This window comes from Segatella salivae DSM 15606, from assembly GCF_000185845.1.
In the GTDB taxonomy this organism is placed as follows: domain Bacteria; phylum Bacteroidota; class Bacteroidia; order Bacteroidales; family Bacteroidaceae; genus Prevotella; species Prevotella salivae.
Window position 1 is genome coordinate 723,489 of sequence record NZ_GL629647.1, and the last position, 23,294, is coordinate 746,782.

Genomic DNA, 23,294 nt, shown 5'->3' on the forward strand with positions numbered 1-23,294 from the left:
GAGAGAGAGAGAGAGAGTAGCAAATTATTTGGAACTACCAAATTATTGACGCAAAAATTTGCAAAGAAACTCAAATTTCCTTGCATGCTGTCATTACCTTGATATGATATTGCTAATCTTTTCACGGCGGCAAAGGTATAACAAAGTTCTGAAATAGCAAAATAATCTGAAAAGAAATATCAAAAAGCGCTATGATAAGGGAGAAAACAAAACACCTCTCCTGCTCTTACGTCACCTCTCCCATGTCCTCTTTTGAGGAGAAGGAGAGGTAAATTAAGAAAACGCTCTACTAAACTCTACGCATTGAGGGTGTGCCTAAATAGACACACCCTCTTATGTTATATCATTATCACGAAGAGAAAATTAGTTATTTCCTTTTTACTTCCATTTGTGATGTGTTTCATAGCAATGTTCATATCTCTGGCAATAACCTTTGCATCACGCTGAAAGTCCTCTCTGTCGCTACCTTGCAAATAGCGTTCGAATCGCCTTACAGACGTCAGTCCAATTGACGATAGGAGACCTGTTCGCAAGGTTGGTCTTTGCTTCATGAGTTCCGATGTCGTTACTTGCTTGTGATTGATTTCTAAAACTATGTTCATAACCTTTCGCGTTTGTTATAAAACAAATACGTTGCAAATATAAGATTTTTATTGTGAAAACAAAAGTGAAAGCGCAATTATTTTTGCGTGGCGCTATAGAGGGTGTGCCTAAATAGACACACCCTCAATGCGTAGAGTTTGCTAGAGCGTTTTCTTAATTTGCCTCTCCTACTCCTCAAAGAGAGGAACAGGAGAGGTTTTTGTTTGGGGTGTGTTATGGTTCAGGCGTGAGTTCTTTCACTAACTTTCGTGCAAAGGCATTGGGGAAGCCGGGGCGTGAGACAGTGGCCCCGATTCCTGTTTTTGTACGCACGAATTGTCCCTGCGCATCAGTGGGTTTCACGGCCATGTCGTTATATTTCACGATGAGATGAAAGGCGAGTTGTGTCCATCGTTTGAGCATGTGCTGTGCTTGTTGATTGCTGTAGTCATTGAGTTGTTTGAGTGCAGCTGGCTTGTCTGAGGCATAGAGGGCGCAGGCCTTTTGTTCAACCTCGGCTTGTTGTTTGAAATAATTTTGTTCGAGGCTATCGCGCACCGCTTTGAGTTCGGGGAACATCATGCTATAGCGCGGGTATACCATGTTGCTGACCCAGTTGCATACCCAGAAGGCATTTTTCATTGAGAAGGTAACGGCATCAGCTCCTGGGGTGTCATAACATTCGGGGATGAGGGTGTTGCCACAATAGATTGGGGTATAGACAATCATGTTGCTATCGTCGTTTCCAAACCACAACACGCCACCGATTTCGCGTGGAAGCCATGAGCGCATTTCGCTGACAAAGGAGAAGGCTGTTTGTTGTGTGCTCACGGGTCGTTCGCTGAAATAGGTTTTGCCATCGACCTTAAAGGTGAGTGGTGAGGGTCGATAAGGCATTTGGTAGATGCCTCCGCCAATATCGAGTGAGTCCATGGCCAATGGCGTTCCTTCATAATGGTCGCGCATGGCTGCTTGCACATCTTGCACACTGAGTTTGTGGTTGGGCACTATCCATAGTGGCATGTCTTCGGCATTGGGATCAACGCCTTCGGCCCAAGGGAGATAGCGCGAGAAGTTGTCAGCGAAGTGGTTGAAGAAGGCCCACACGCGTGCATCACAGAAGCGTCGGCCTGAGAAGTCGGGGCGTGCATAGGTCATTTTCCAGTTAAATTCGTTGTCAGCGCCTTTGAACCATCCTTTGCTTCGTGCGAACGACACTACGTTTTTACTATAGATTACATTCTTTTTGTCGTTCATATTGAAGCGTCCGATACGGCTTTGGTTGGCGTGTGCGCAGATAGCGTTGTCGGGGATGCGTTGTGCCACCCACACCACTTTTTTGCTTGCTGGTCCGCATCCCATCATCTCCATTATCCATGCTTCGTTAGGGTCGCAAATGGTGAAGGTTTCGCCCTCGCTGTTATATCCATAGGTTTCTACCAGATTGGTCATCACGCGGATAGCTTCTCGGGCTGTGCGTGAGCGTTGCAGGGCAATATAGATGAGACTGCCATAGTCGAGTATGCCTGTGGAGTCGACCATCTCTTCGCGCCCACCATACGTGGTTTCGCCGATAGTTACTTGATATTCATTGATGTTTCCGATGACATTGTAGGTTACTGGGGCTTCGGGAATTTCTCCTCTCAATTCGTGGGTTTCCCAATTATAAACGGGACGCATTTGCCCTTTTGCATGACGGCCTGCGGGATAGTGGGCTAAGCCAAGGAACATGCCATAGCTATCGGCATTATACGTGCAGATGACGCTTCCGTTGACACTTGCCTTCTTGCCTACAATGAAGTTGGTGCAGGCGTGTGAGACTGATGCATAGAGCATGAGTCCTAAGGCTAAAAGAATGGGTTTATTGATATTCATAGTGATATAGTGTTATAATTCTTACGTTCAAAATATTACATGTTACATATTACATGTTACATTAAGCTCGATATGTTAATGAGGAATGAGGAATGTATCCTTATTTTTCCTTTTTCGACAAAAGCTTTTCCTCCTATCCATTCAGTCATGGCAGGCTCACCATTGAACGTATAACTGTTCAACACCTCATTGCCACAGACTTCGACAACGGCATGATGCAACGTGTGGCCATCGTCGAAGACGACTTCATGAAAAGCCAATCGGCGCACGTTATGGTTTGGCATGGCTATCTTGTGCTGGGCTGGCGCTCGGGTATCATGGCGTCGGCAGGGGGAGGCGGTGCCTGCCCCTGGCGGTTAGAATCACGCGCGAGGCTATCTGTTTTCATCTTCTCGGTGGGCTTTTCCTTATTAGTGTGCATGCGGAAGAGTTTGACTGCACTGATAATCATCAGTTTGAGTGTTGTGGTGTTTTCTCCAGGGCTCTGACTTCGGTTGAGCAGGAAGAAACCATTGACAGCTTTGATACCTAACCGATTGTCATCATAGATAGTGAGGGTGTTGTGGCCTGCTGATGAGATGTGAATGGTTTGTGAGGCTATGCTATCGTTGTTGAATGTGACTGAAAGCATTGCCACGCCATCACGCATGCCATCTTGATAGATGAAATCGGTGTTAAAGTCGAGCATGAGCTGGTCTCCTTTATGGAAAGACGAGTCGGTTTTGAGACTGAAACTATAAAGGTTGAAGGGTTTTTGCGGGGCAAGCACCATTGAGGTTTGGCCGTGCCACACATTTGCCGTGTCACCTTTGAGCCCTACATTGGCAAAAGCGTCTCCGGCGGCGCCTCCGAGTGCCGTGGCTTCGTCGTTAAACCGCTTGGCAAGGTGCTCGTAAATGGTTTTCAAACGCTCGGTGTGACGCATGTAGTAGACCAGAGACGAATCAAATTGGGCTTGGGTATAGCCATATTTCTCAAGTACGGCCGCATGATATTTGATGATGTTGAGTGAATCATTGCCCGAAGTGCCAGCCATAGCGTCGGCCAAGTGCCAATCATAGAGCATGTCTTCCAGTTCAGATGGCTGTATATACTCGGAGGGAACATTAGGACGGCATCCGACAATGAACATCACGAGGCATCCAAGCACCAAACTTGTGAACGACTTGTGTATCGTGTGCATTTTCATTTTCTCTTCAATGCTCGTTTAATGGTATCTGAGAGCTGTTCCATCTCCTGGCGATAGAACAGGAAAAACAACACTATGCCTACGGAGATACATGCATCTGCAAAGTTGAACACGGGTGAGAAGAAGATGAATTCTTCTCCTCCCTTGAAGGGAACCCACGAAGGATAGGTGGTTACAATCATGGGAAAATAGAACATGTCGACCACCTTGCCTTGCAAGAAGGAGGCATACCCTGTTCCAAAGGGCACAAAGCCGGCCACACTGAAAGGTGTAGAGGCATTGAAGATGAGTCCATAGAACATGGAATCGAGGATGTTTCCCACTGCACCGGCAAGAATCATCGACAACACGACGATGTATCCCGTGGTGTGTTTTTGCTTGAGCACCTGCCGAATATACCATCCGATAGCGGTGATGGCTACAAGACGGAAAAGACTGAGCACCAGTTTATTGAAGAAGGTCATGCCATAGGCCATACCATTGTTTTCAACAAAGCTGATGTAGAACCAATCGGTGATGTGAACAGACTCACCAAGACTGAAATGGGTCTTGACCTCAATCTTAATAACCTGATCTATGAGAAGAATGGCAGTGATTAAGATAAAGGCCAGGACACCATCGGATAAGATTTTGTTTGTTTTCATTTCTTTCTTGCGTTCTTCGATGCCACGCTCAAGGTGGCATGAGGCACGATACGGAGACGTTCCTTAGGAATCAATTCGCCTGTTATGCGGTCAATTCCATAGGTTTTGTTTTCGATTCTGAGCAAAGCGCCCTCTAAAGCTCTAATGAATTTTTGCTGACGTTGTGACATTTGAATCATTTCTTCTTTGCTTTGGTTGGCACTTCCCTCATCGAGCACCTTATTATAGGTGGGTGAAGTGTCGTCAATGCCATTGCCGTCTTTGTTCATCAACTGATTCATCAGTGCTGTGTATTCCGTACGAGCAACTTTCAATTTGTCATTAATGATAGAACGGAACTCTTCCAATTCCTCATCTGAGTAACGTGCTTTCTTGTCCATAGGTTATTAAATTTTTAATTATTATAAAAGAAAGAGTTGGTGGCTACAGGAAGTTACTCTCATGGCCACCAATAAGCTCTTTATTAGTTTTTCTCTACAAGGATGTTGAGTTTGAAGTCATCAAACTCAGTCTCAACACCCTGATTGTCGGCTATCTTGATGTCGTTGGCCAGCACCTGACTTTTAATCATCTCGCCAAACGATTCTATGGCAGCGTCGGTTTGCTCATTCGGGGCCACGGTTACAAGAATGCGATCGGTAATCTCAAGTCCTGTTTCCTTACGCAGATTCTGAATGCGATTAATCAGTTCGCGTGCCATACCTTCGCGTTTCAACTCTTCGGTCAACTCTACCTCGAGTGCCACCGTCAGATTGCCCTCATTGCTCACCAACCAACCAGGAATATCCTCGCTGATAATGTCTACATCAGATGCCTCTACGGTCACCGCCTGGCCCTCTACCTCAAAGCTAATGCTTCCCGAGGTTTCGAGCAAGGCAATCTCGTCTTGGTTGAGCGCATCCATGTGGGCAGCTACAGCCTTCATGAGTTTGCCAAACTTCTTGCCCATGACTCGGAAATTGCACTTGATTTTCTTCACGAGCATGCCTTGGCCTTCTACAAACACGAGTTCCTTCACATTAACCTCATTCTTGATGAGGTCGGCCACAGCCTCTATGTGTTGTTTCTGTTCAGCATCAATGGCAGGAATCATTATCTGAGCCAGTGGCTGACGCACCTTGATGTTTACCTTTCGGCGTAAGGCAAGCGTCATTGAGGTTATCTTCTGTGCCATACCCATTCGGATTTCGAGGTCGGCATCTATTGCCTGCTCATCAGCTACAGGGAAATGGTCGAGATGCACGCTCTCTAACTTGCCTCCCAAGTCGTGATAGAGTTCGTCGGCATAGAATGGAGCAAATGGAGCCATCAATTTAGCCACAGTCATCAGGCAGGTATAAAGTGTCTGATAAGCCGAAAGCTTGTCTTGGCTCATCTCTGTACCCCAGAAACGCTTACGATTCAGACGCACATACCAGTTACTCAAATCGTCGTTCACAAAGGCATCTATCAATCGGCCAGCACGTGTGGGGTCGAAGTTTTCCAATTCGTGCTCAACACCCTTTATCAGAGAGTTGGCTTTGGAAATTATCCAACGGTCAATCTCTGGGCGGTTTTCAAGAGCCACCTGCTTAGCCTCAGGGGCAAAGCCATCGACATTAGCATAGAGGGCAAAGAAACTATATGTATTATATAATGTTCCGAACAACTTACGGCGTGTCTCGTCTACTCCATTCGGGTCGAACTTCAAATTGTCCCAAGGCTCGGAGTTAGTCATCATATAGAAGCGTACAGGGTCGGCTCCATACTTGTCAATCATTTCAAATGGATTGGTCACATTGCCCACATGCTTGCTCATCTTGTTTCCTTTGGCATCAAGCACAAGGCCTGTAGAGATGACATTCTTGAAGGCCACATGATCAAACACCATTGTTGAAATGGCATGCAGGGTGAAGAACCAACCGCGTGTTTGGTCTACGCCCTCATTGATGAAGTCGGCAGGATAGTAAGCCGGAGGCACAGGGATGCCCTCATAGGTAGAAGTGACAAGCTCTCGACGATATCCGACTTCGCTCTTGCCTGTTGCTTTCAGTGCTTCAGGGGCAAGTTCACCCTCAAATGGATAGTGCTGTTGAGCATAAGGCATAGAGCCCGAGTCAAACCAAACGTCAATCAAATCGCTCTCACGCTTCATGGGTTCGCCAGCCTCGTTCACCAGCACGATATCATCTACGTATGGACGATGCAAGTCTACCTTATCATAATTTTCTTTTGAATAGTCTCCTGGAACAAAGCCATTGTCTTTCAGAGGATTGCTCTTCATGACTCCAGCAGCCACACTCTTCTCTACCTCAGCATAGAGTTCTTCTATGCTTCCTATGCACTTCTCATTGCGTTTATCGTCTCGCCAGATAGGAAGAGGAGTTCCCCAGAAACGTGAACGTGAGAGGTTCCAGTCATTCAGATTCTCCAACCAATTGCCGAAACGCCCTGTTCCTGTGCTTTCAGGTTGCCAGCGAATGGTTTTATTGAGTTCCACCATACGCTCTTTCTTTGCCGTGTCTTTGATAAACCAGCTATCGAGCGGATAATATAGAATGGGTTTGTCTGTGCGCCAGCAATGTGGATAGTTGTGCACATGCTTTTCTATCTTGAAAGCCGTGCCCTCCTGTTTCATTTCCATGCAGATGACGATATTCAAGTCTTCATCTTTTTCACAGGCCTTCTTGTCCCAAACTCCATCAGGATTATATTTAGGGTCGTATGAGTTTTTCACATAGTCACCCGCATGATGTCCGTAAGCCTCTTTATCTACACAAGCCTTTATAAAGTTCTTGTCAAGGTCTTCTAATGCATAATATTTACCTTGTAAATCAACCATTGGGCGTGTCTCTCCCTGCTGGTTAATCAGATAAAGGGCTGGTATGTTAGCGTCTTTAGCCACTTTAGCATCGTCAGCACCAAAGGTTGGGGCAATGTGAACGATACCCGTACCATCTTCGGTAGTAACATAGTCACCCAAGATAACCCGGAAAGCTTCGCTATCCATTTCAACAAACTTATCACGACCATCTTCGCTTGCAAACACCTTGTCGGCATGTGCCTCGGCATAGTCTTTCACAAACGCTGGTGAGAAGTCATCCACTTTCTCACAAGGCTTTACCCAAGGCATGAGCTGACCATAATGAAGTCCTTCTAAGTCAGCACCTTTCATTCGGTCTACAATACGCCAAGGACATTGTTTCTTTTCTTTATCAAAAGCGCCAAGTTCACCCTCTTTTACTTCTTGCTCAGGATTAAGATAAGCGCTGACTCGACTCTCTGCCATGATTAGCGTCAGGGGCTGACCATCATAGAGATTATAAGTTTCGATGGCTACATAGTCTATCTTTGGACCTACACAAAGTGCCACGTTAGAAGGCAAAGTCCATGGTGTAGTGGTCCATGCAATGAAATAGGGCTTACCATGCTTGGTCCATTCTGTCTTAGGGTCTTTAATGAGGAATTGAGCCGTTACAGTTGTATCTTTCACATCACGATAACAACCTGTCTGGTTCAACTCATGACTTGACAAGCCAGTACCAGCCCCAGGTGAATAGGGTTGAATAGTATAACCTTTATAAAGCAAACCTTTATTATAAAGTTGCTTTAAGAGCCACCAAAGGGTTTCAATGTATTTATTGTCATACGTGATATAAGGATGATCAAGGTCTACAAAATACCCCATCTTTTCCGTAAGCTCACGCCATTCAGCCGTGAACTTCATCACATTCTCACGACATTTCTTATTATAATCCTCGGTTGAGATATACTTTTCAGAAGCTTTATTATCAATATCCTTCTTTGTGATTCCAAGTTCTTTTTCCACTCCAAGCTCAACAGGAAGTCCGTGTGTATCCCAGCCCGCCTTGCGGTGAACCTGATACCCCTTCATTGTCTTATAGCGATTGAAGGTGTCTTTGATGGCACGCGCTAAAACGTGATGAATTCCAGGATGCCCATTCGCTGAAGGAGGACCTTCAAAAAATATAAATTGTGGACAACCCTCACGCTCGTCGATTGTTTTATGGAAAATATCATTCTTCTCCCACTCAGCCAATACTTCCTGATTTGTTCTTGTCAGATGAAGACCATCATGTTCGGCAAATTTTTTAGCCATATTCTATAAAAATCTAATTATTGTTACGTAACTTTTTAATGCCCGCAAAGATAATAAAAATTATTAGCAATCCCAAAAAGCACCCATTCTTTTTAAGAATATAACAGCCGAGCCCTAAAATACATAACATATATTTTGTTAATCCCCAAAAACTCACTACTTTTGCAAAGAATTTACACTAATAATTATGAACTGGTTAATCAATCTTTTTACCACTACTGATTCTGTGGCCCACATAGCCATGCTCTATGCAATTGTGATTTCCATAGGCGTACTATTAGGCAAAGTGAAAGTAGGAGGTATTTCTCTCGGTGTGACCTTCGTGCTCTTTGCTGGTATTCTTGCTGGTCACATTGGATTCACTGCACCAACCAACATCCTGAGTTTTATTCAAGATTTTGGACTGATTTTATTTGTATTCTGCATCGGTTTGCAAGTGGGTCCGGGCTTCTTCGAAAGTTTTAAGAAAGGTGGAGTGTCACTCAATCTACTGGCCACAGTAACGATTCTGCTCAATATCGGAGTGATGTTTGCCTGTTATTGGCTTTTCTTTGACACCAAAAATATCAAAAATCTCCCAATGATGGTCGGAACATTATATGGAGCCGTAACCAATACCCCTGGACTTGGTGCCGCAAATGAGGCGCTGACAAATGTCTTTGCCCACGGAAACGTACCTGAAATTGCATCGGGATATGCTTGTGCTTACCCACTTGGTGTATTGGGAATTATTGGTGCAACCATTGCAATTCGTTATATCACACGTGTGAAACTTGAGAAGGAAGAGAAACAACTTGCCGAACAAGAAGACGAGAATCCAAAAGCGAAACCCCATCAAATGCACTTGAAAGTAAGCAATGCATACATTGCAGGGCGCTCTTTGTTGGAAATCTCTCAATTCTTGAATCGAGATGTCATCTGTACACGATTACTTCATGATGGGGAGGTGATTATCCCTAACCGAAATACCATCTTCAGCCTTGGAGATGAACTTTTAATTGTATGTACAGAAGGCGATGCCGAAGCTATCAAGGCTTTTATCGGGCCAGAAATCGACACGCCATGGCACACAGAAGCAGAAGCTCAACCGCTCATCAGCCGAAGAATTGTTGTCACCAACCCTGCCATGAATGGTAAGACCTTAGGAAAAATGCACTTCTCAAGTGTCTATGGCGTAAACATTACACGTGTCACACGCCAAGGCATGGACCTCTTTGCAAGTCGTAACCATCGTTTCCAGATAGGTGACCGCATCATGGTTGTAGGTCCTGAAGATAATGTTAACCGCATAGCAGAGATGATGGGCAATAGCACTAAACGCCTTGACGCACCAAACATTGGCACTATCTTTATCGGAATCATAGTCGGCATACTCTTTGGAAGTATCCCTCTTAGTATTCCAGGCATGCCAGTACCTCTCAAACTTGGTATTGCTGGTGGCCCATTGATTATTGCTATCCTCATCGGACGCTTTGGCTATCGGTTCAAACTTGTTACCTATACCACCACATCAGCCAACATGATGCTTCGTGAAATAGGTCTTGTGTTGTTCTTAGCCTCTGTAGGAATCAAGGCAGGAGCAGGCTTCTGGGAGACTGTTGTTCAAGGGGATGGCTTAAAATATGTTTATACTGGCTTCCTTATTACAATCATTCCAATTCTTATTGTGGGCACAATCGCACGCTTGTATTATAAGTTCAACTACTTTACAATCATGGGAATGATTTCTGGTTCATATACAGACCCACCAGCACTTGCCTATGCAAATAGTATCTGTACAAGGGAAGCACCAGCTATCGGCTATTCAACCGTATACCCATTGAGTATGTTCCTGCGTATCTTCACGGCTCAGCTTATTGTATTGTTCTGTTGTGGAGCATGACATATTGAATTAAGAATTAAAGAAAACAAAGCATAATAGGCCTTATGGAATAACTCCACAAGGCCTATTCTTTTTTATTGTTAAACGTTCTTCTTACAGAAGAATGATTCTTCACATCTAACTATTTCGTCATGAACCAGGTTGTGAAGGATTACTCGGATCATGAGTTTTAACCATCTAAATCTTCTGTACCTCCATCTTCAAAGTCTACAACACTGGGGCTAAATCCTCCATTACCAGCTCCACCAGTTCCTGCCAATAGGCTTGAAGTCCATTCTATTGGTTGTAAAATGGACCATGGTTCAAGATAATTCTTCTTTCTTTTCATCATCATTTTCTTAGTTGAGTATATTATATTTTAGGATAAACTATTTCCCGTTAGTCGTTACAATCTTCAAGTTCATCTATAAGATGTTGGCTAAAGATAGTTCTTCTTATGCATAGAACCAAATAAAACAGAAAAACCAACGAATTAAAAGGAGAATTTGAACACTATTTCTAAATATCCTCTATAAAATCAAAATATAAAGCTAATCAGCCAACAAAGAACATCTCATTCTTTCATCTCAACATCCCTCCCCTACTTTAAGAATCTCAAAGTGCTCTACCCTGCATGCTCAATCCAATCTTGCTTTTGTTCCTCTACCGCCGAAGAAGATGTCCTTTATTTCTAAAACAAGGCAAATAAAACCATTATCTCAGCCACTTTATATTGAAAAATGACTGAGATAATGGTATAAAATGGGCCATTTTAGAAGATGACTCTGAACTTATTGATTCACAAGCGGTTTACACTTACAACACAAAGTCTTTATCGCTTAGAATCCATCCCATAGAGCCCCATGTAAAACGAGAACTTATTAAAGCGTCAATTCAACAACATAATCAATATCGGTAGGTGTTGTTCCCAAATCAAGCGTAATTCCCTCACGACCTTTTATGTATTTGATTTGCTTGCCTGTTGCATATTCTTTGGCAGACTTCACTTGGTGTTTGCCAAGCGGAATAAACAGACTTGCATCTTGACAATTTAAGATATGAATATAAAGTTTATTGTCTCGTTGTGTACTTACCCCCCAATCATGTGGTGCTACAATCCCCCCACGTGTCCCATAAATAGTATTTCCATACTTATCCAACCACTTTCCAATGGCTTTCAGACGGTCGAGTGCAAGCGAAGGAAGTGCTCCACCGGGTTCAGGACCTATATTAAGCAACAAGTTTGCATTCTTTCCAGCTGCCCTAACCAGCATTTGTATTAACTCTTTCGGACTCTTATAGTTATTATCCGTTATCGAATAGCCCCAATGGTCATTAATAGTTTGGCAAGATTCAAGCGGTAATCTACTTATGCTTTGCCCTGAAAGACCTGCCTTATTCTCACCAGGAAGATCACGTTCGAATATCTGAATATCTTCCCCCGGATATGGAGTTTGATGATGATTATTGCCTATCAAACACTGAGGTTGAAGCTTATGAATCAACGCATATTGTTTAGTCAGTTCCCAATCAAAAGGCTTTGGGTCGCTGTCATGGTCCCACCAACCATCAAACCAGATTGCTCCCACCGGACCATAATGTGTGAGCAATTCAGTGAGTTGAGTGTTCATAAAGTTATAATAACTTGCCCAGTTAGCCTTTTCTTTAGGCCTTCCCGTACCAAGTCCTGTTCTTCCCTGAGGATAATCCTCTCTTCCCCAATCCAAATGTGAATAATAAAGGTGAAGCTTTATCCCATGACGATGGCATGCATCGGCAAGTTCTTTGATGATATCACGCTTAAATGGCGTACCATCTACCACATTATACTTGCCTGTTGCAGTCTTAAACAGTGAGAATCCATCATGATGACGTGTGGTAATCGTGATATATTTTGCCCCAGAGGCCTTGATTTCCTTTACCCATTCATCAGCATCAAAGGCCGAAGGATAAAAGGTTTCGGCCAACTTTGGATATTCTTTATAATGAATATCTTTGTTTGTCATCACCCATTCGCCTACTCCCATCATGGAATATAAGCCCCAATGCAAGAAGATTCCAAACTTTTCGTCTTGAAACTCTTTACGTGCTTTGAGGTTTTCAGCCGTTGGATGATAGGTTTCTTGTGCATTTCCAAGCGCACAAGCCATTAACATCACAATAGAAATAAATGTTTTTTTCATGTTTGAATGCATTGTTTAGATTGATATCTGCAAAGATAATGAAACTTCTGAAGAGTTGTATCAAAAAATGGAATGAATGTCTTTTCTTGACGAAAAGAAAGAAAAGTTTTATAAGATTTCACCAATCTTATCGTTGAACTACACCGCTTTAAATAACAATAGATAAGAAGGAATAGAGCCTTTTAGGAAGAAAAACACTTGAAACGTCCATAAATTAAAGCGTATTGTGCAATCGTTTGCCATTCACTTTCACTTGAAAGTTAAGAAAAAAAGCCTCTATACAAAAAATAGAACAAAATTATTTGGTGAATCATTTTTTATTTTATATTTTTGAACCCGATAATAACATGAACAAAATTCGAATCAAAGCATGATGCACCTTTAATGAAGTTTCTTTGTGGATTGAATGGATGAATAAACTTACATGATTATCATTCGTTTGCCAACTGACAGAAACATAACCATGAAGATTTGTTGAAGCTTTGTTTTCCATTGTACTCTTCCATAGACATTACGATGGAAACATTACTGATAAGAAGATGATTACCGACACAAAACGGATGAAAGTCCTCTACCCAAACAATCCAAAATCTACACGAAGAACAAATTGTTTTCGTGTAATCTCCCCATGAAAATATTCACTAAAGTCTTATACTATGACATCAAACTTATGTATCAATCGTCTGATTCTTGCCTTGACGCTATGTGGTGGACTACCCTTTACGTCAAAAGCAGAACTCAATTATTCAGACAAAGCCATCGTTCAACAATCAACAATCAAAGTAAAAGGTATCGTTGTTGACGAGCAAGGCGAATCAATTATTGGCGCAACAGTAATACAACAAGGCACAAAGAATGGTACTATCACTGATTTGGATGGGAAATTTGTGCTTGATGTGCCTGAAGGTAGCCATCTGGTAGTGTCTTTTATCGGCTATACCAACAGTATTGTGAGTGCAAAGCCATCGATGACAATTACACTTCACAGCAACATTTCAGACTTAAATGAAGTTGTTGTCGTAGGTTATGGCATTCAAAAGAAAGTAGATGTAGTGGGATCTATATCTACTGTGAACAGCAAACAATTGGAATCACGTGGTGTTTCAAATGTTTCAAACATGCTTACGGGCCACCTTTCAGGAGTAACGATTACCCAAAGAAGTGGTAATCCTGGTAAAGATGAGGCCTCTATCCGCGTGCGTGGTGTCGGCTCTTTTGGTGCAACCCCCGAACCTTTAATCTTGATTGACGGACTTCCCGGTAGTTGGAGTGATTTGACCCCATCGGATATAGAGAATATCTCGGTATTAAAAGATGCCTCGTCTGCAGCTATCTATGGTTCGCGTGCAGCCAATGGTGTAATCCTTGTGACAACAAAAGGAGGTAAAGACGGACGCACACGTGTATCGTATAATGGTTCTATGGGGCTGAGTAAAGCCTTCTCATTGCCTGAGTTCGCTCACTCCTATGAATATGCCACCTATTATAATATGGCCATAGGAAAGAACACCTATACTGACGAGATGATACAAAAGTTTAAGGATGGTAGCGATCCAGACAATTATGCCGATGAAAACTATTTGGAAAAACTATTGGGTGGCACAGCCTTTCAAACGAAACATGAACTCAATGTCAGTGGAGGAAATGGCCGAGTGCAGTATATGGCCTCATTGGGATATATGAGACAAAATGGTTTAGTGCCGCATAACTACTATAACAACTACCAAGGTCGACTGAATCTAAACGCAGAAATCACCAAACGACTGAAACTCAACATTCGCCTAAGTGGGAATATTGCAGATCGTCATGAGCCTTCAACTCCCGGAGCACTTGACCTTTCAGGTGTAACCTCTATTATTCAACAGGCTGTTCGTTACCCAGGATTAACACCTACATACATGTCGGATGGAAGTCTTGGTTTAGGTCCGAAACTTCAAGGAACACCAATATCATGGGCTGAATGTGCTTCATTCTATCGTACAGATGACAATCGTTTCAAAGCCAATGCAGAGTTAGCATACACGCCTTTGAAGGGTCTGACACTAAAATGTGTAGGCGGTTACCATTATGGAGCATCGAACAATTATGATTATCGCTGTAACATGACCTTAGGAGATGGCCGAGGAACAGGTCCTTCCTCACTCACAGAGCAGATGACATCGACTGTTTATAAAACATTCCAGCTATTGGCCAACTATAACATTCAAATCAAGAAGCATGATATTATGGCTTTAGCCGGCTATGCATGGGAGGATGAACGCTCACGCAATCTATCGGGTTATCGCAATAAATTCCCATCAGATGAAACCCCATATTTAGATGCTGGTGGAGCTGATGGACAGCTGAATGAAGGTGGAGGCTATGATTGGGCCATGCAATCCCTTTTTGGACGCATCGTATATAATTATGATCAACGCTATCTTTTTGAAACAACGGCACGCTATGATGGCTCATCTCGTTTCCCCACAGGAAACAAATATGCCTTCTTCCCTTCGGTAGCTGTAGGATGGAGAGTATCTGAAGAATCATTCTGGAAATCGACTCCCTCACTTCATTTCTTCTCAAACTTAAAGCTAAGAGCCTCACATGGTGTACTTGGAAATAACAACATTGGAAACTATCCTTATCAGTCTGTGTATAAGTTAGGTTCAAAACAGAACTATGTTTTCGGAGGAGTTTATACACAAGGAGCCGCTGTCACAACCTATGTAGACCCAACATTGAAATGGGAACGTACGAAAACAACCGATTTCGGCATTGAAACGGGATTCTTTAAGAATACATTAACGTTCAACGCAACATACTTCTATCGTAAGACAATGGATATCCTCTATAAGCCAGCAGCAAGTTATTCGGCTATATTCGGACTTGCAGTGTCTCAGGTTAACACTGGAGAATTGGAGAATAAAGGCTGGGAATTTGAGATAGGATATCAGAACCATTACAAGAAACTCCAATATCATGTGAATGGAAACCTGTCGATTATCAAGAATAAAGTACTCACCTTGGGTATGGGAAACGTTCAACAAATCAACGGAATGGTAGGTAATGGTAGCGACTTATTTATAGGATATCCAATGGATATGTTCTATGGCTATAAGACAGATGGTGTGTTTTTGAACGATAATGAAGTTGCATCATGGTATGACCAGACAGCCATAGCAAAAGGAAGTCGTGCGGGTGACCTTCGATTTGTAGATGTTACGGGAGACAATAAGGTGACAAATGCAGATAAAGTTTACTTGGGTTCACGCATTCCTAAATACACATTCGGACTCAATCTGGGCTTAGCATATTCAGGAATAGACTTTAGTATGTTGATTCAAGGTGTTGCTGGGGTGAAAGGTTTGTTGACAAGTTATGCTGGTCTTGCTTTCAATCAAGAAGGCAACATACAACGTTGGCAGATGAAAGAGAACTGGAACGTACAACAAGACAACCGATATCCGGGATATCCTCGATTGGAAGTCACATCAGGTTCAGGTAGTCCTAACACCCAACTTTCCGATTTCTGGGTGCAGAATGCATCATTTGTAAAGGTCAGAAATATACAAGTGGGCTACACTATTCCACAAAATCAGACAAAGAAATGGGGCGTCTCTAACGCTCGTGTCTATCTATCGTTAGACAATCCTATTTCAATCGATCATTATAAAAAAGGGTGGGATCCAGAAAACACCAAAAACAATGGTACCTATTATCCTGTAATGTCCACTTATACCTTAGGTTTAACGTTAAGTTTTTAAGTATGAAAAAGTTATTTATAAAATCAATATCGAACTATCTCCCCACTGCTGTTCTGACTTCATTCTTATTCATGTCATGCAGTTTGGACCGTTCTCCATTAACAGACTTGCCTGAAAAGACATTCTGGAACAATTCAAAGAATGCCCCGCTTTCCTTGACATCACTCTACCGAGGTCCCATTACTAATGGTGTGGAATTTACTCCTTCAGACTTCTGGTCGTATGCAGGTTTACTCTACATGGAGCATCTTTCAGACAATGGTTTTGACCGAAGAGGAGAGAACAATGCCTATTTCCAAATCTCAAGTGGTAAGTTAGAGAATGCCAATAGGTTTATAAAACTATATTGGGATGCGGCATATAAGCGTATCGAAATGTGCAATCGCTTTCTTGAGGGTATTCAAAAACAGCCCGACAATGCTTCAAAGAAACGAATGATTGCAGAGGCTCGATTCCTTAGAGCAACACAATATCACTACTTAGCGAGCTACTTTAAAGATGTTCCTTTGGTGACAACTTTGCTATCAGGTGAAGAGGCAAACCAAGTAAAGAAGGAAAAACAAAGTGTCATTCTATCGTGGTGCATTGACGAATTCAAGGCTGCAGCTAACGACCTTCCACGCTATAAAGATATTACCTCAAGCGAAACGGGCAGAGCATGTAAGCAAGCTGCTTTAGCCTTCATGGGTAGAACATGCATGCTTTTGAAGCAATGGCAAGAAGGAGCACAGGCTTATCGTGAGATTATTGACTTAGGAGATAATGACATTGCACCTAATTATCGTGCCTTGTTCTTACCGAATACAGGAGTAAACAATAAAGAAAACATTTTCTATATCGCCTACTTGGCAAACTATTTCGGCTCAGGACTTCCGCAACATCTATTGTCTGCAAAAGATGGAGGATGGAGTTCTTCAAATCCATCAGGTGGACTTTTCGAAGCTTATGAATTCACAGATGGAACTCCTTTCAGCTATGATGATTCGCGCTTTGACCCCAATAACTTAGGTAAGAATCGTGATCCACGCTTAGATTATACCATTTATTATAATGGAAGTATGTTTAAAGGAACAGTCTATCGTTCAAGTCCAGATTATCAAGCTTCATTAAAACAACGCTTAGACTATTCTTCAGAAGCTTCGAAAACTGGTTTTATGTGGAGAAAATACTTTGATGAAAACCCGATAGAAGATATCACGAGCTATAGTGCAGTAACTCCAATTATACGTTATGCCGAGGTATTGCTAAGCTATTTAGAATGTATGTTGGAGAGCAATCAACCAATTACCCAAGCGCTTTTGGACCAAACTATCAATAAAGTTCGTGGCAGAGCCGACGTACACATGCCTGGAATACATGAACTAAACCCTGATAGACTCCGCGAAATCATACGACATGAACGCCGTATAGAACTGGCTTATGAAGGCATACGCTATTGGGACTTGTTGAGATGGCACATTGCACACGAAGTCTTAAACGGCAAAATATGGGGTGCACCCTATCCAAATTCAACACAGTATGCTACAGCAACAAAAGAGGTAGACCCTACAGGACACTGTCGCTGGTATGTAGGAAAAAGAGAATTCCGTAATCCTCAAGACTATACTTGGCCTATTCCATTAGCTGAGCAGAATATAAATCCTAACTTAAGAGAAAACTCTAATTAAAACATAAACAATGAGAAAGAATCTTTTCACCTTTGCTTTACTTGGTTCTGCAGCTACACTGCCAATGCAAAGTATTGCAAAACAAAAAACAGAACAAAATAAAAAAGACAAACTACCAAATGTGATTGTCATCTTAGCTGACGATCTCGGTTATGGAGATTTGCAGTGTTATGGAGCCAAAGGCGTAGAAACCCCGAATATAAACCGCCTTGCTCGCAATGGCATTCAATTCACAAATGGACATGCAATCGCAGCAACCAGTACGCCCTCACGCTATTCTCTGCTCACAGGCGAATATGCATGGCGACGCAATGACACAGACATTGCAGCTGGAAATGCAAGCATGATTATCCATCCCGAGCAATTTACAATGGCCGATATGTTTAGAAGTCGAGGCTATACTACAGCCGCAATAGGTAAATGGCACTTAGGATTGGGGAGTGAAGCAGGCGAACAAGACTGGAATGCTCCATTGCCAACAGCACTCCAAGACATTGGCTTTGATTATTATTATATCATGGCTGCAACTGCCGACCGAGTGCCTTGTGTGTTTATTGAAAACGGAAATGTGGCCAACTATGACCCGGAACATCCAATTTTTGTCAGCTATAAGCAGAACTTCGAGGGTGAACCGACAGGAAGTTCTAATCCAGAACTGCTCTACAATCAGCGCTCAAGTCATGGTCACGATATGTCAATTGTCAACGGAATTGGGCGAATCGGATACATGAAAGGTGGCGGAAAAGCACTATGGAAAGATGAAAACATTGCCGATTCTATTGTTAGTCATGCCGTAAACTTTATAAAAGCAAACCGCAATAAACCTTTCATGATGTATTTTGCCACCAATGATGTACATGTTCCTCGCTTCCCTCATGCCCGTTTTCGCGGTAAGAGTAATATGGGACTACGCGGTGATGCTATCGTACAATTCGATTGGTCAGTAGGCGAAATCATGAAGACCTTGTCTCAACTTGGCATTGCAGACAACACACTTATTATTCTTACAAGTGATAATGGGCCTGTTGTTGACGATGGTTATGATGATCAAGCCGAGGAAATGCTTCATGGACATAAGCCCGCCGGGCCTTTCAGAGGAAATAAATACAGTGCTTTTGAAGGCGGAACAGCTGTTCCCCTCATCGTAAGTTGGCCCAACAAAGTAGCTCGTGGCAAACAATCCAATGCACTACTAAGCCAAATTGATTTATTCTCTTCATTGGGGTCATTGATTGGAGCAAAACTTCCGAAAGGCAGTGCACCAGACAGTCATAACTATCTTCCTACGTTCTTAGGTACTAATGATAAAGGACGCGACTATGTTATCGGCGAATCTAACGTGCATGTTTTATCGGTTCTCACACCGCATTGGCGCTATATAGAGCCTCATGATGGTCCGAAAATGATTACATGGGGACCTAAAATTGAAACAGGCAATTCCCCTACTCCACAACTTTACGATATGACTTCAAACAAATATGAGAAAGACAATGTAGCACTTCAACATCCTGAAGAGGTATTTAAGCTACAACGCATCTTACAAAAAGAACGTTTGGGACATTAAAACTTCAGAAAATAAGTTGTACTATACCTCTTAACTCCTCCATAAAAGAAATTTATCCGGAGGAATAAAGACAATTAATAGTACAACTTATTTAATAATTAATACAAACTCAATTATAAAAATATCACGAATAAGACGAATAAAGCAAAATCTAATGAAACACTTATTACTTGGATTAATGCTGTTGTTTTGTGTAAGTGCAAAAGGCATTAAAGTAACCCATGGACCATGGATTTGTGACATGGATAGCACAGGAGTCACTATTGTTTGGGTGACAGATGTTCCTGGAATATCCTACGTGGAAATGGCAACAGACTCCACCGATCACTTTTATAGCAAGACACGCAAACGCTATTACGCCGCAGAAGCAGGCAGAAGAATACTTACTGATAGCGTTCATTGTGTTCGAATAAGAGGCCTAAAACCTGATTCTAAGTATCGTTATCGGGTAGTTACACAAGCATTGAAAGATTGGTGCAACGACGATTGGGTTACTTTGGGTGGATTAGCATGGTCTGACGTTTGGAAAAAGAAGCCTTATGAGTTTAAGACTTATCCTGCAAAGCCACGCGAAATCACTTTTCTGGTATTGAATGATATTCATGAGCGTCCGCAGTTTATGAAGGAGTTATGCAAGAATGTAGATCTAAAGAAACTTGATTTCGTACTACTTAATGGTGATATGTCAAACCGCATAAGAAGTCAAAAGCATATCATGGATGCATATTTGGACACATGCGTGAGCATGTTTGCAACCGATGTACCCTTATTCTTTAATCGAGGGAATCATGAACTCCGTGGGGAGTTTGCCGATTATCTCAACCGCTATTTCCCCACAAACAATGGTAAATACTATCGGCTTCAACATGTAGCAGGTGTGGATTTTCTATTTATAGACTCGGGAGAAGACAAGCCCGACGCTGACCTTGAGTATTGCGGCATCGTTGAATGTGATCAATATCGTGAAGAACAAGAACGATGGTTGCGCAGCCTGCAAGAAGAGAAGAAGATTGGAAAGTACCCCATCGTGGTATTCTCTCACATGCCGCCTACGCTGAAAAACTGGCATGGACCTCTTCACATGCAGGAGACTTTGACACCAGAACTCAATAAGATGAATGTTTCGGTTATGCTTTCAGGTCATCTACACAGGTTCGATTATCAGGAACCAAACGAAATAATAAACTTCCCCAACCTCGTAAACAGCAACAACACCTATCTACTTTGTCACATTGCAAACGGAAAAATGGAAGTAGATTATGTAGGACTTACAAACAAGGAAAAGAAGCACTTCACATTTCCATTAAAATAAACCGACAATGTCAAAAGAGATGCATCAAACAAAAACTATGGTGCATCTCTTTTCTTTTATGCAGAAATAAACTCATGAAAAGCTGCTTTCTTGATATGATTGAATCATCTATAAAGAAGAAGCCTCGGAAACTCAAACGAAGTTTGTCATTTCCAAGGCCTCTTTTTTTATAATCTTATGTTGTCGAAATTACTCTTCAACTACACTGAAATCTTCTTTAGTTACACCACATGTTGGGCAAACCCAATCATCTGGAATATCCTCAAATGCTGTTCCTGCTGCTATACCGCTATCAGGATCACCTACTGCTGGGTCATAAACATACCCACAAACATCGCATACATACTTTTTCATAATCGTCTTTGTTAATTAATAAATTAAATTATTTTGTTGCTTTAGCAAAAGCTTTTCCATATTCTCGACACGCTGCAAGTGCCTCTTCATCTGGCACCCACAAGGTCTTAAATCCTTCATCCACAAGTTCAAAACCGCCTTCTTTCAAATGCTCACTGATGAGTTTTGGTGCATCACCACTCCATCCGTATGAACCGAAAGCTGCAGCCTTCTTATTCTTAAATTTCAAACCGCGAGCCATTTCAAGAATACCCGCAATCGCATAAGAATAGCCATAGTTGATGGTTGGAGAACCTACAAGCACAGCTTTAGACTGGAACATCTCTGTGAGAATATCATTTTTATCTTCTTTTGCTGCATTATAAAGTTTCACTGTCACATTGCTGTCTTCACTCAGAATGCCCTCTGTGATTGCCTCTGCCATCTTACGCGTTGACTGCCACATCGTGTCGTAAACTATTGTAATCTGGTTTTCCTGATAAGCTTCACACCATGCCTGATACTTCTCAATAATCTGCATGGGGTTATTCTTCCACATCACACCATGGCTGGGGCAAATCATCTTGATTGAAAGATTCATACCGACAAGTTCCTTCATCTTTCGGCTTGCCATCGGACTATATGTGTTGATGATATTTGCATAATACTTCTCTGCCTCCCACATTAAGTCATCTTGCTTAACAAGGTCGTTATAGAGAGACTCTGTTGCAAAATGCTGACCGAAAACATCATTTGAGAACAAGATTTCTTCGCCTGAAAGATAGCTCATCATCGTGTCAGGCCAGTGCAACATCGGTGCTTCGATGAATGTGAGGGTTGACTCACCTAAGTCAAGCGTATCACCCGTCTTTACATTCACATAATTCCAATCTTGATGATAGTGACCACGAAGAATGGCCTCACCCTTCTTTGTACAATAAATTGGAGTGCCTGGAATCTCACGCAAAAGTTCAGGAAGCGCACCACTATGGTCAATTTCATTGTGATTCATCACGATATAATCAATCTCCTTAAGATCAATTTCTCGCTTCAATCGTGCCACAAACTCTTTATCATAGGGTTGCCACACCGTATCCATCAACACGGTTTTCTTATCTCGAATAAGGAAGGCATTATAGCTTGAGCCATGTTCCGTAGAAAGCTCATCGCCATGAAATCGCATTAATTCCCAATCAATCTTTCCTACCCAGGTTACTTTATCTGTTATCTTTTTTGCCATGATAATTAAGTATAAATAGTTGGTGCAGCAAAGGTAATAATTATTCTCTTTCAACCCAAAAATATACCGCCCTTTTTTGTTTTTTATGAAAAGAAAAGGGTTATAAATGTTTGTCTATCAGCCGATAGACTACATGATTGATTGCTGCCGGTTTTACAATTAAATTTTCAGCTCTCTTCTGGATATTGATGATAGCTAATGGGGGAAACGTTTGTATTCCTCCATTTTTTATGTGCCGGCGAATAGGTCTAATCTCAAAATTCCATTTAGCAGGTGGTGGAGAATGAAATTCCACCCTGGGTCGCACATTCCGTGAGTGGTCGCGAATGAAATTCCACCCTGGGTCGCGCACTCCGTGAGTGGTCGGGAATGAAATTCCACCCTGGGTCGCACATTCCGTGAGTGGTCGGGAATGAAATTCCACCCTGGGTCGCGCATTCCGTGAGTGGTTGGGAATGAAATTCCACCCTGGGTCGCGCATTCCGTGGGTGGTTGCGAATGAAATTCCACCCTGGGTCGCACATTCCGTGGGTGGTTGGGGACGGAATTCCACCTTGGGGTTTGCGGTTCTGGGTAAAAATAGATAAAAATGTTTGACGGTTTGGCGGATTTGTACTAATTTTGAGACGATAAAACAATCTCTAACCTCTAATTTGAATGCTTATGGAGAAAATCAATGCTATCAGTTTGAAGAAGCTCAACAACGCTGAGTATGCCTATTTCGCTCAGCAAGTGAGTAACCTCATTCACGAAGGTACAGCCGAGAAACTGCACGTCAGCGCCGCAACGCTGACTGCTTTCGATGCCAATCTGAAATTGCTGACCGACATCGTGGCGCAGAGCCGCATTTCGGACGAGACCGCCGATATTGTGGCGGTGGACAAGGAGGCCGACGACCTGATAACCTACATTCTTTCGGCCATCCGCAGTGCCAAGCAGAGCCCCGTTGCCGCACAGAAAGCTGCTGCCACCACGCTCTACAATGCCACCAAGCCATAC

General features: G+C 42.5%; 17 protein-coding genes. 6 read left to right on the forward strand and 11 right to left on the reverse strand.

The genetic code is table 11. From position 1 onward, the window contains the following. Positions 1-338 precede the first annotated feature (338 nt). The 7 genes from HMPREF9420_RS03040 to ileS all read right to left on the reverse strand — a co-directional run bounded on the left by HMPREF9420_RS03040 (position 339) and on the right by ileS (position 8,389). Positions 339-602: a hypothetical protein gene (locus tag HMPREF9420_RS03040; RefSeq protein WP_007133953.1), complete on the reverse strand. Its 264-nt coding sequence runs from the start codon at positions 600-602 to the stop codon at positions 339-341. A 214-nt stretch (positions 603-816) separates the two neighbouring features. Then, positions 817-2,457: a dipeptidase gene (locus HMPREF9420_RS03045; RefSeq protein ID WP_007133954.1), complete on the reverse strand. Its 1,641-nt coding sequence runs from the start codon at positions 2,455-2,457 to the stop codon at positions 817-819. Positions 2,458-2,513: 56 nt separating this feature from the next. Then, on the reverse strand, positions 2,514-2,741 hold the full coding sequence (locus HMPREF9420_RS03050; protein ID WP_007133955.1) for a hypothetical protein: 228 nt from the start codon (positions 2,739-2,741) through the stop codon (positions 2,514-2,516). 2 nt (positions 2,742-2,743) lie between these two features. Then, complete coding sequence (locus HMPREF9420_RS03055; protein ID WP_007133956.1) at positions 2,744-3,646, reverse strand: DUF4296 domain-containing protein; 903 nt, start codon at positions 3,644-3,646, stop codon at positions 2,744-2,746. Beyond that, complete coding sequence (locus HMPREF9420_RS03060) at positions 3,643-4,290, reverse strand: lipoprotein signal peptidase (RefSeq protein ID WP_007133957.1); 648 nt, start codon at positions 4,288-4,290, stop codon at positions 3,643-3,645. Before HMPREF9420_RS03060 ends, HMPREF9420_RS03055 begins: the two co-directional genes overlap by 4 nt. Continuing rightward, the gene (locus HMPREF9420_RS03065; RefSeq protein WP_007133958.1) at positions 4,287-4,670 is read right to left on the reverse strand and encodes a TraR/DksA family transcriptional regulator; all 384 of its coding nucleotides are present in this window, start codon (positions 4,668-4,670) and stop codon (positions 4,287-4,289) included. The genes HMPREF9420_RS03060 and HMPREF9420_RS03065 overlap by 4 nt, the downstream gene beginning before the upstream one ends. Before the next feature lie 83 nt (positions 4,671-4,753). After that, positions 4,754-8,389 (reverse strand): isoleucine--tRNA ligase, encoded by a 3,636-nt coding sequence (gene ileS, locus HMPREF9420_RS03070; RefSeq protein ID WP_007133959.1) that lies wholly within the window; start codon positions 8,387-8,389, stop codon positions 4,754-4,756. Positions 8,390-8,576: 187 nt separating this feature from the next. Here ileS and HMPREF9420_RS03075 point away from each other — a divergent pair, with 187 nt between their 5' ends. After that, positions 8,577-10,271: a putative transporter gene (locus tag HMPREF9420_RS03075; protein ID WP_007133960.1), complete on the forward strand. Its 1,695-nt coding sequence runs from the start codon at positions 8,577-8,579 to the stop codon at positions 10,269-10,271. Positions 10,272-10,440: 169 nt separating this feature from the next. On the opposite strand, the gene HMPREF9420_RS13835 is transcribed toward HMPREF9420_RS03075, so the two are convergent. Continuing rightward, entirely contained in the window at positions 10,441-10,605 is a 165-nt protein-coding gene (locus HMPREF9420_RS13835) for a hypothetical protein (protein WP_007133961.1), read from the reverse strand. Between the two features lie 526 nt (positions 10,606-11,131). After that, positions 11,132-12,433 (reverse strand): alpha-L-fucosidase, encoded by a 1,302-nt coding sequence (locus HMPREF9420_RS03080; protein WP_007133962.1) that lies wholly within the window; start codon positions 12,431-12,433, stop codon positions 11,132-11,134. Positions 12,434-13,089: 656 nt separating this feature from the next. On the opposite strand from HMPREF9420_RS03080, the gene HMPREF9420_RS03085 reads away from it, so the two are divergent. From HMPREF9420_RS03085 to HMPREF9420_RS03100, 4 genes are all read left to right on the forward strand, one after another. Beyond that, positions 13,090-16,179, forward strand: a complete 3,090-nt coding sequence (locus tag HMPREF9420_RS03085) for a SusC/RagA family TonB-linked outer membrane protein (RefSeq protein ID WP_007133964.1) — start codon at positions 13,090-13,092, stop codon at positions 16,177-16,179. 17 nt (positions 16,180-16,196) lie between these two features. Beyond that, complete coding sequence (locus HMPREF9420_RS03090) at positions 16,197-17,846, forward strand: RagB/SusD family nutrient uptake outer membrane protein (RefSeq protein ID WP_187116454.1); 1,650 nt, start codon at positions 16,197-16,199, stop codon at positions 17,844-17,846. Positions 17,847-17,856: 10 nt separating this feature from the next. Then, positions 17,857-19,410 (forward strand): sulfatase family protein, encoded by a 1,554-nt coding sequence (locus HMPREF9420_RS03095; RefSeq protein WP_007133966.1) that lies wholly within the window; start codon positions 17,857-17,859, stop codon positions 19,408-19,410. Positions 19,411-19,564: 154 nt separating this feature from the next. Then, a complete protein-coding gene (locus HMPREF9420_RS03100; protein ID WP_007133967.1) occupies positions 19,565-20,722 on the forward strand; it encodes a purple acid phosphatase family protein in 1,158 nt (385 codons plus the stop codon). A 189-nt stretch (positions 20,723-20,911) separates the two neighbouring features. Here the strand turns inward: HMPREF9420_RS03100 and rd are convergent, their stop codons facing one another. Next, positions 20,912-21,076, reverse strand: coding sequence for a rubredoxin (gene rd / locus HMPREF9420_RS13100; protein ID WP_007133969.1), 165 nt, complete (start codon positions 21,074-21,076; stop codon positions 20,912-20,914). A 28-nt stretch (positions 21,077-21,104) separates the two neighbouring features. Then, positions 21,105-22,295 (reverse strand): anaerobic nitric oxide reductase flavorubredoxin, encoded by a 1,191-nt coding sequence (locus HMPREF9420_RS03105; protein WP_044078726.1) that lies wholly within the window; start codon positions 22,293-22,295, stop codon positions 21,105-21,107. 663 nt (positions 22,296-22,958) lie between these two features. Here HMPREF9420_RS03105 and HMPREF9420_RS03110 point away from each other — a divergent pair. Then, positions 22,959-23,294: DUF6261 family protein (locus HMPREF9420_RS03110; protein ID WP_248628071.1), on the forward strand; the 336-nt coding region annotated here is incomplete at its 3' end.

Coding starts and splice junctions, on each gene's coding strand:
- ileS (WP_007133959.1), bottom strand. CDS start 8,389: ATGGCTAAAAAATTTGCCGAACATGATGGTCTTCATCTGACAAGAACA.
- HMPREF9420_RS03085 (WP_007133964.1), top strand. CDS start 13,090: ATGACATCAAACTTATGTATCAATCGTCTGATTCTTGCCTTGACGCTA.
- HMPREF9420_RS03080 (WP_007133962.1), bottom strand. CDS start 12,433: ATGAAAAAAACATTTATTTCTATTGTGATGTTAATGGCTTGTGCGCTT.
- HMPREF9420_RS03105 (WP_044078726.1), bottom strand. CDS start 22,295: ATGGCAAAAAAGATAACAGATAAAGTAACCTGGGTAGGAAAGATTGAT.
- HMPREF9420_RS03065 (WP_007133958.1), bottom strand. CDS start 4,670: ATGGACAAGAAAGCACGTTACTCAGATGAGGAATTGGAAGAGTTCCGT.
- HMPREF9420_RS03045 (WP_007133954.1), bottom strand. CDS start 2,457: ATGAATATCAATAAACCCATTCTTTTAGCCTTAGGACTCATGCTCTAT.
- HMPREF9420_RS03075 (WP_007133960.1), top strand. CDS start 8,577: ATGAACTGGTTAATCAATCTTTTTACCACTACTGATTCTGTGGCCCAC.
- HMPREF9420_RS03050 (WP_007133955.1), bottom strand. CDS start 2,741: ATGCCAAACCATAACGTGCGCCGATTGGCTTTTCATGAAGTCGTCTTC.
- rd (WP_007133969.1), bottom strand. CDS start 21,076: ATGAAAAAGTATGTATGCGATGTTTGTGGGTATGTTTATGACCCAGCA.
- HMPREF9420_RS13835 (WP_007133961.1), bottom strand. CDS start 10,605: ATGATGATGAAAAGAAAGAAGAATTATCTTGAACCATGGTCCATTTTA.
- HMPREF9420_RS03040 (WP_007133953.1), bottom strand. CDS start 602: ATGAACATAGTTTTAGAAATCAATCACAAGCAAGTAACGACATCGGAA.
- HMPREF9420_RS03095 (WP_007133966.1), top strand. CDS start 17,857: ATGAGAAAGAATCTTTTCACCTTTGCTTTACTTGGTTCTGCAGCTACA.
- HMPREF9420_RS03055 (WP_007133956.1), bottom strand. CDS start 3,646: ATGAAAATGCACACGATACACAAGTCGTTCACAAGTTTGGTGCTTGGA.
- HMPREF9420_RS03100 (WP_007133967.1), top strand. CDS start 19,565: ATGAAACACTTATTACTTGGATTAATGCTGTTGTTTTGTGTAAGTGCA.
- HMPREF9420_RS03060 (WP_007133957.1), bottom strand. CDS start 4,290: ATGAAAACAAACAAAATCTTATCCGATGGTGTCCTGGCCTTTATCTTA.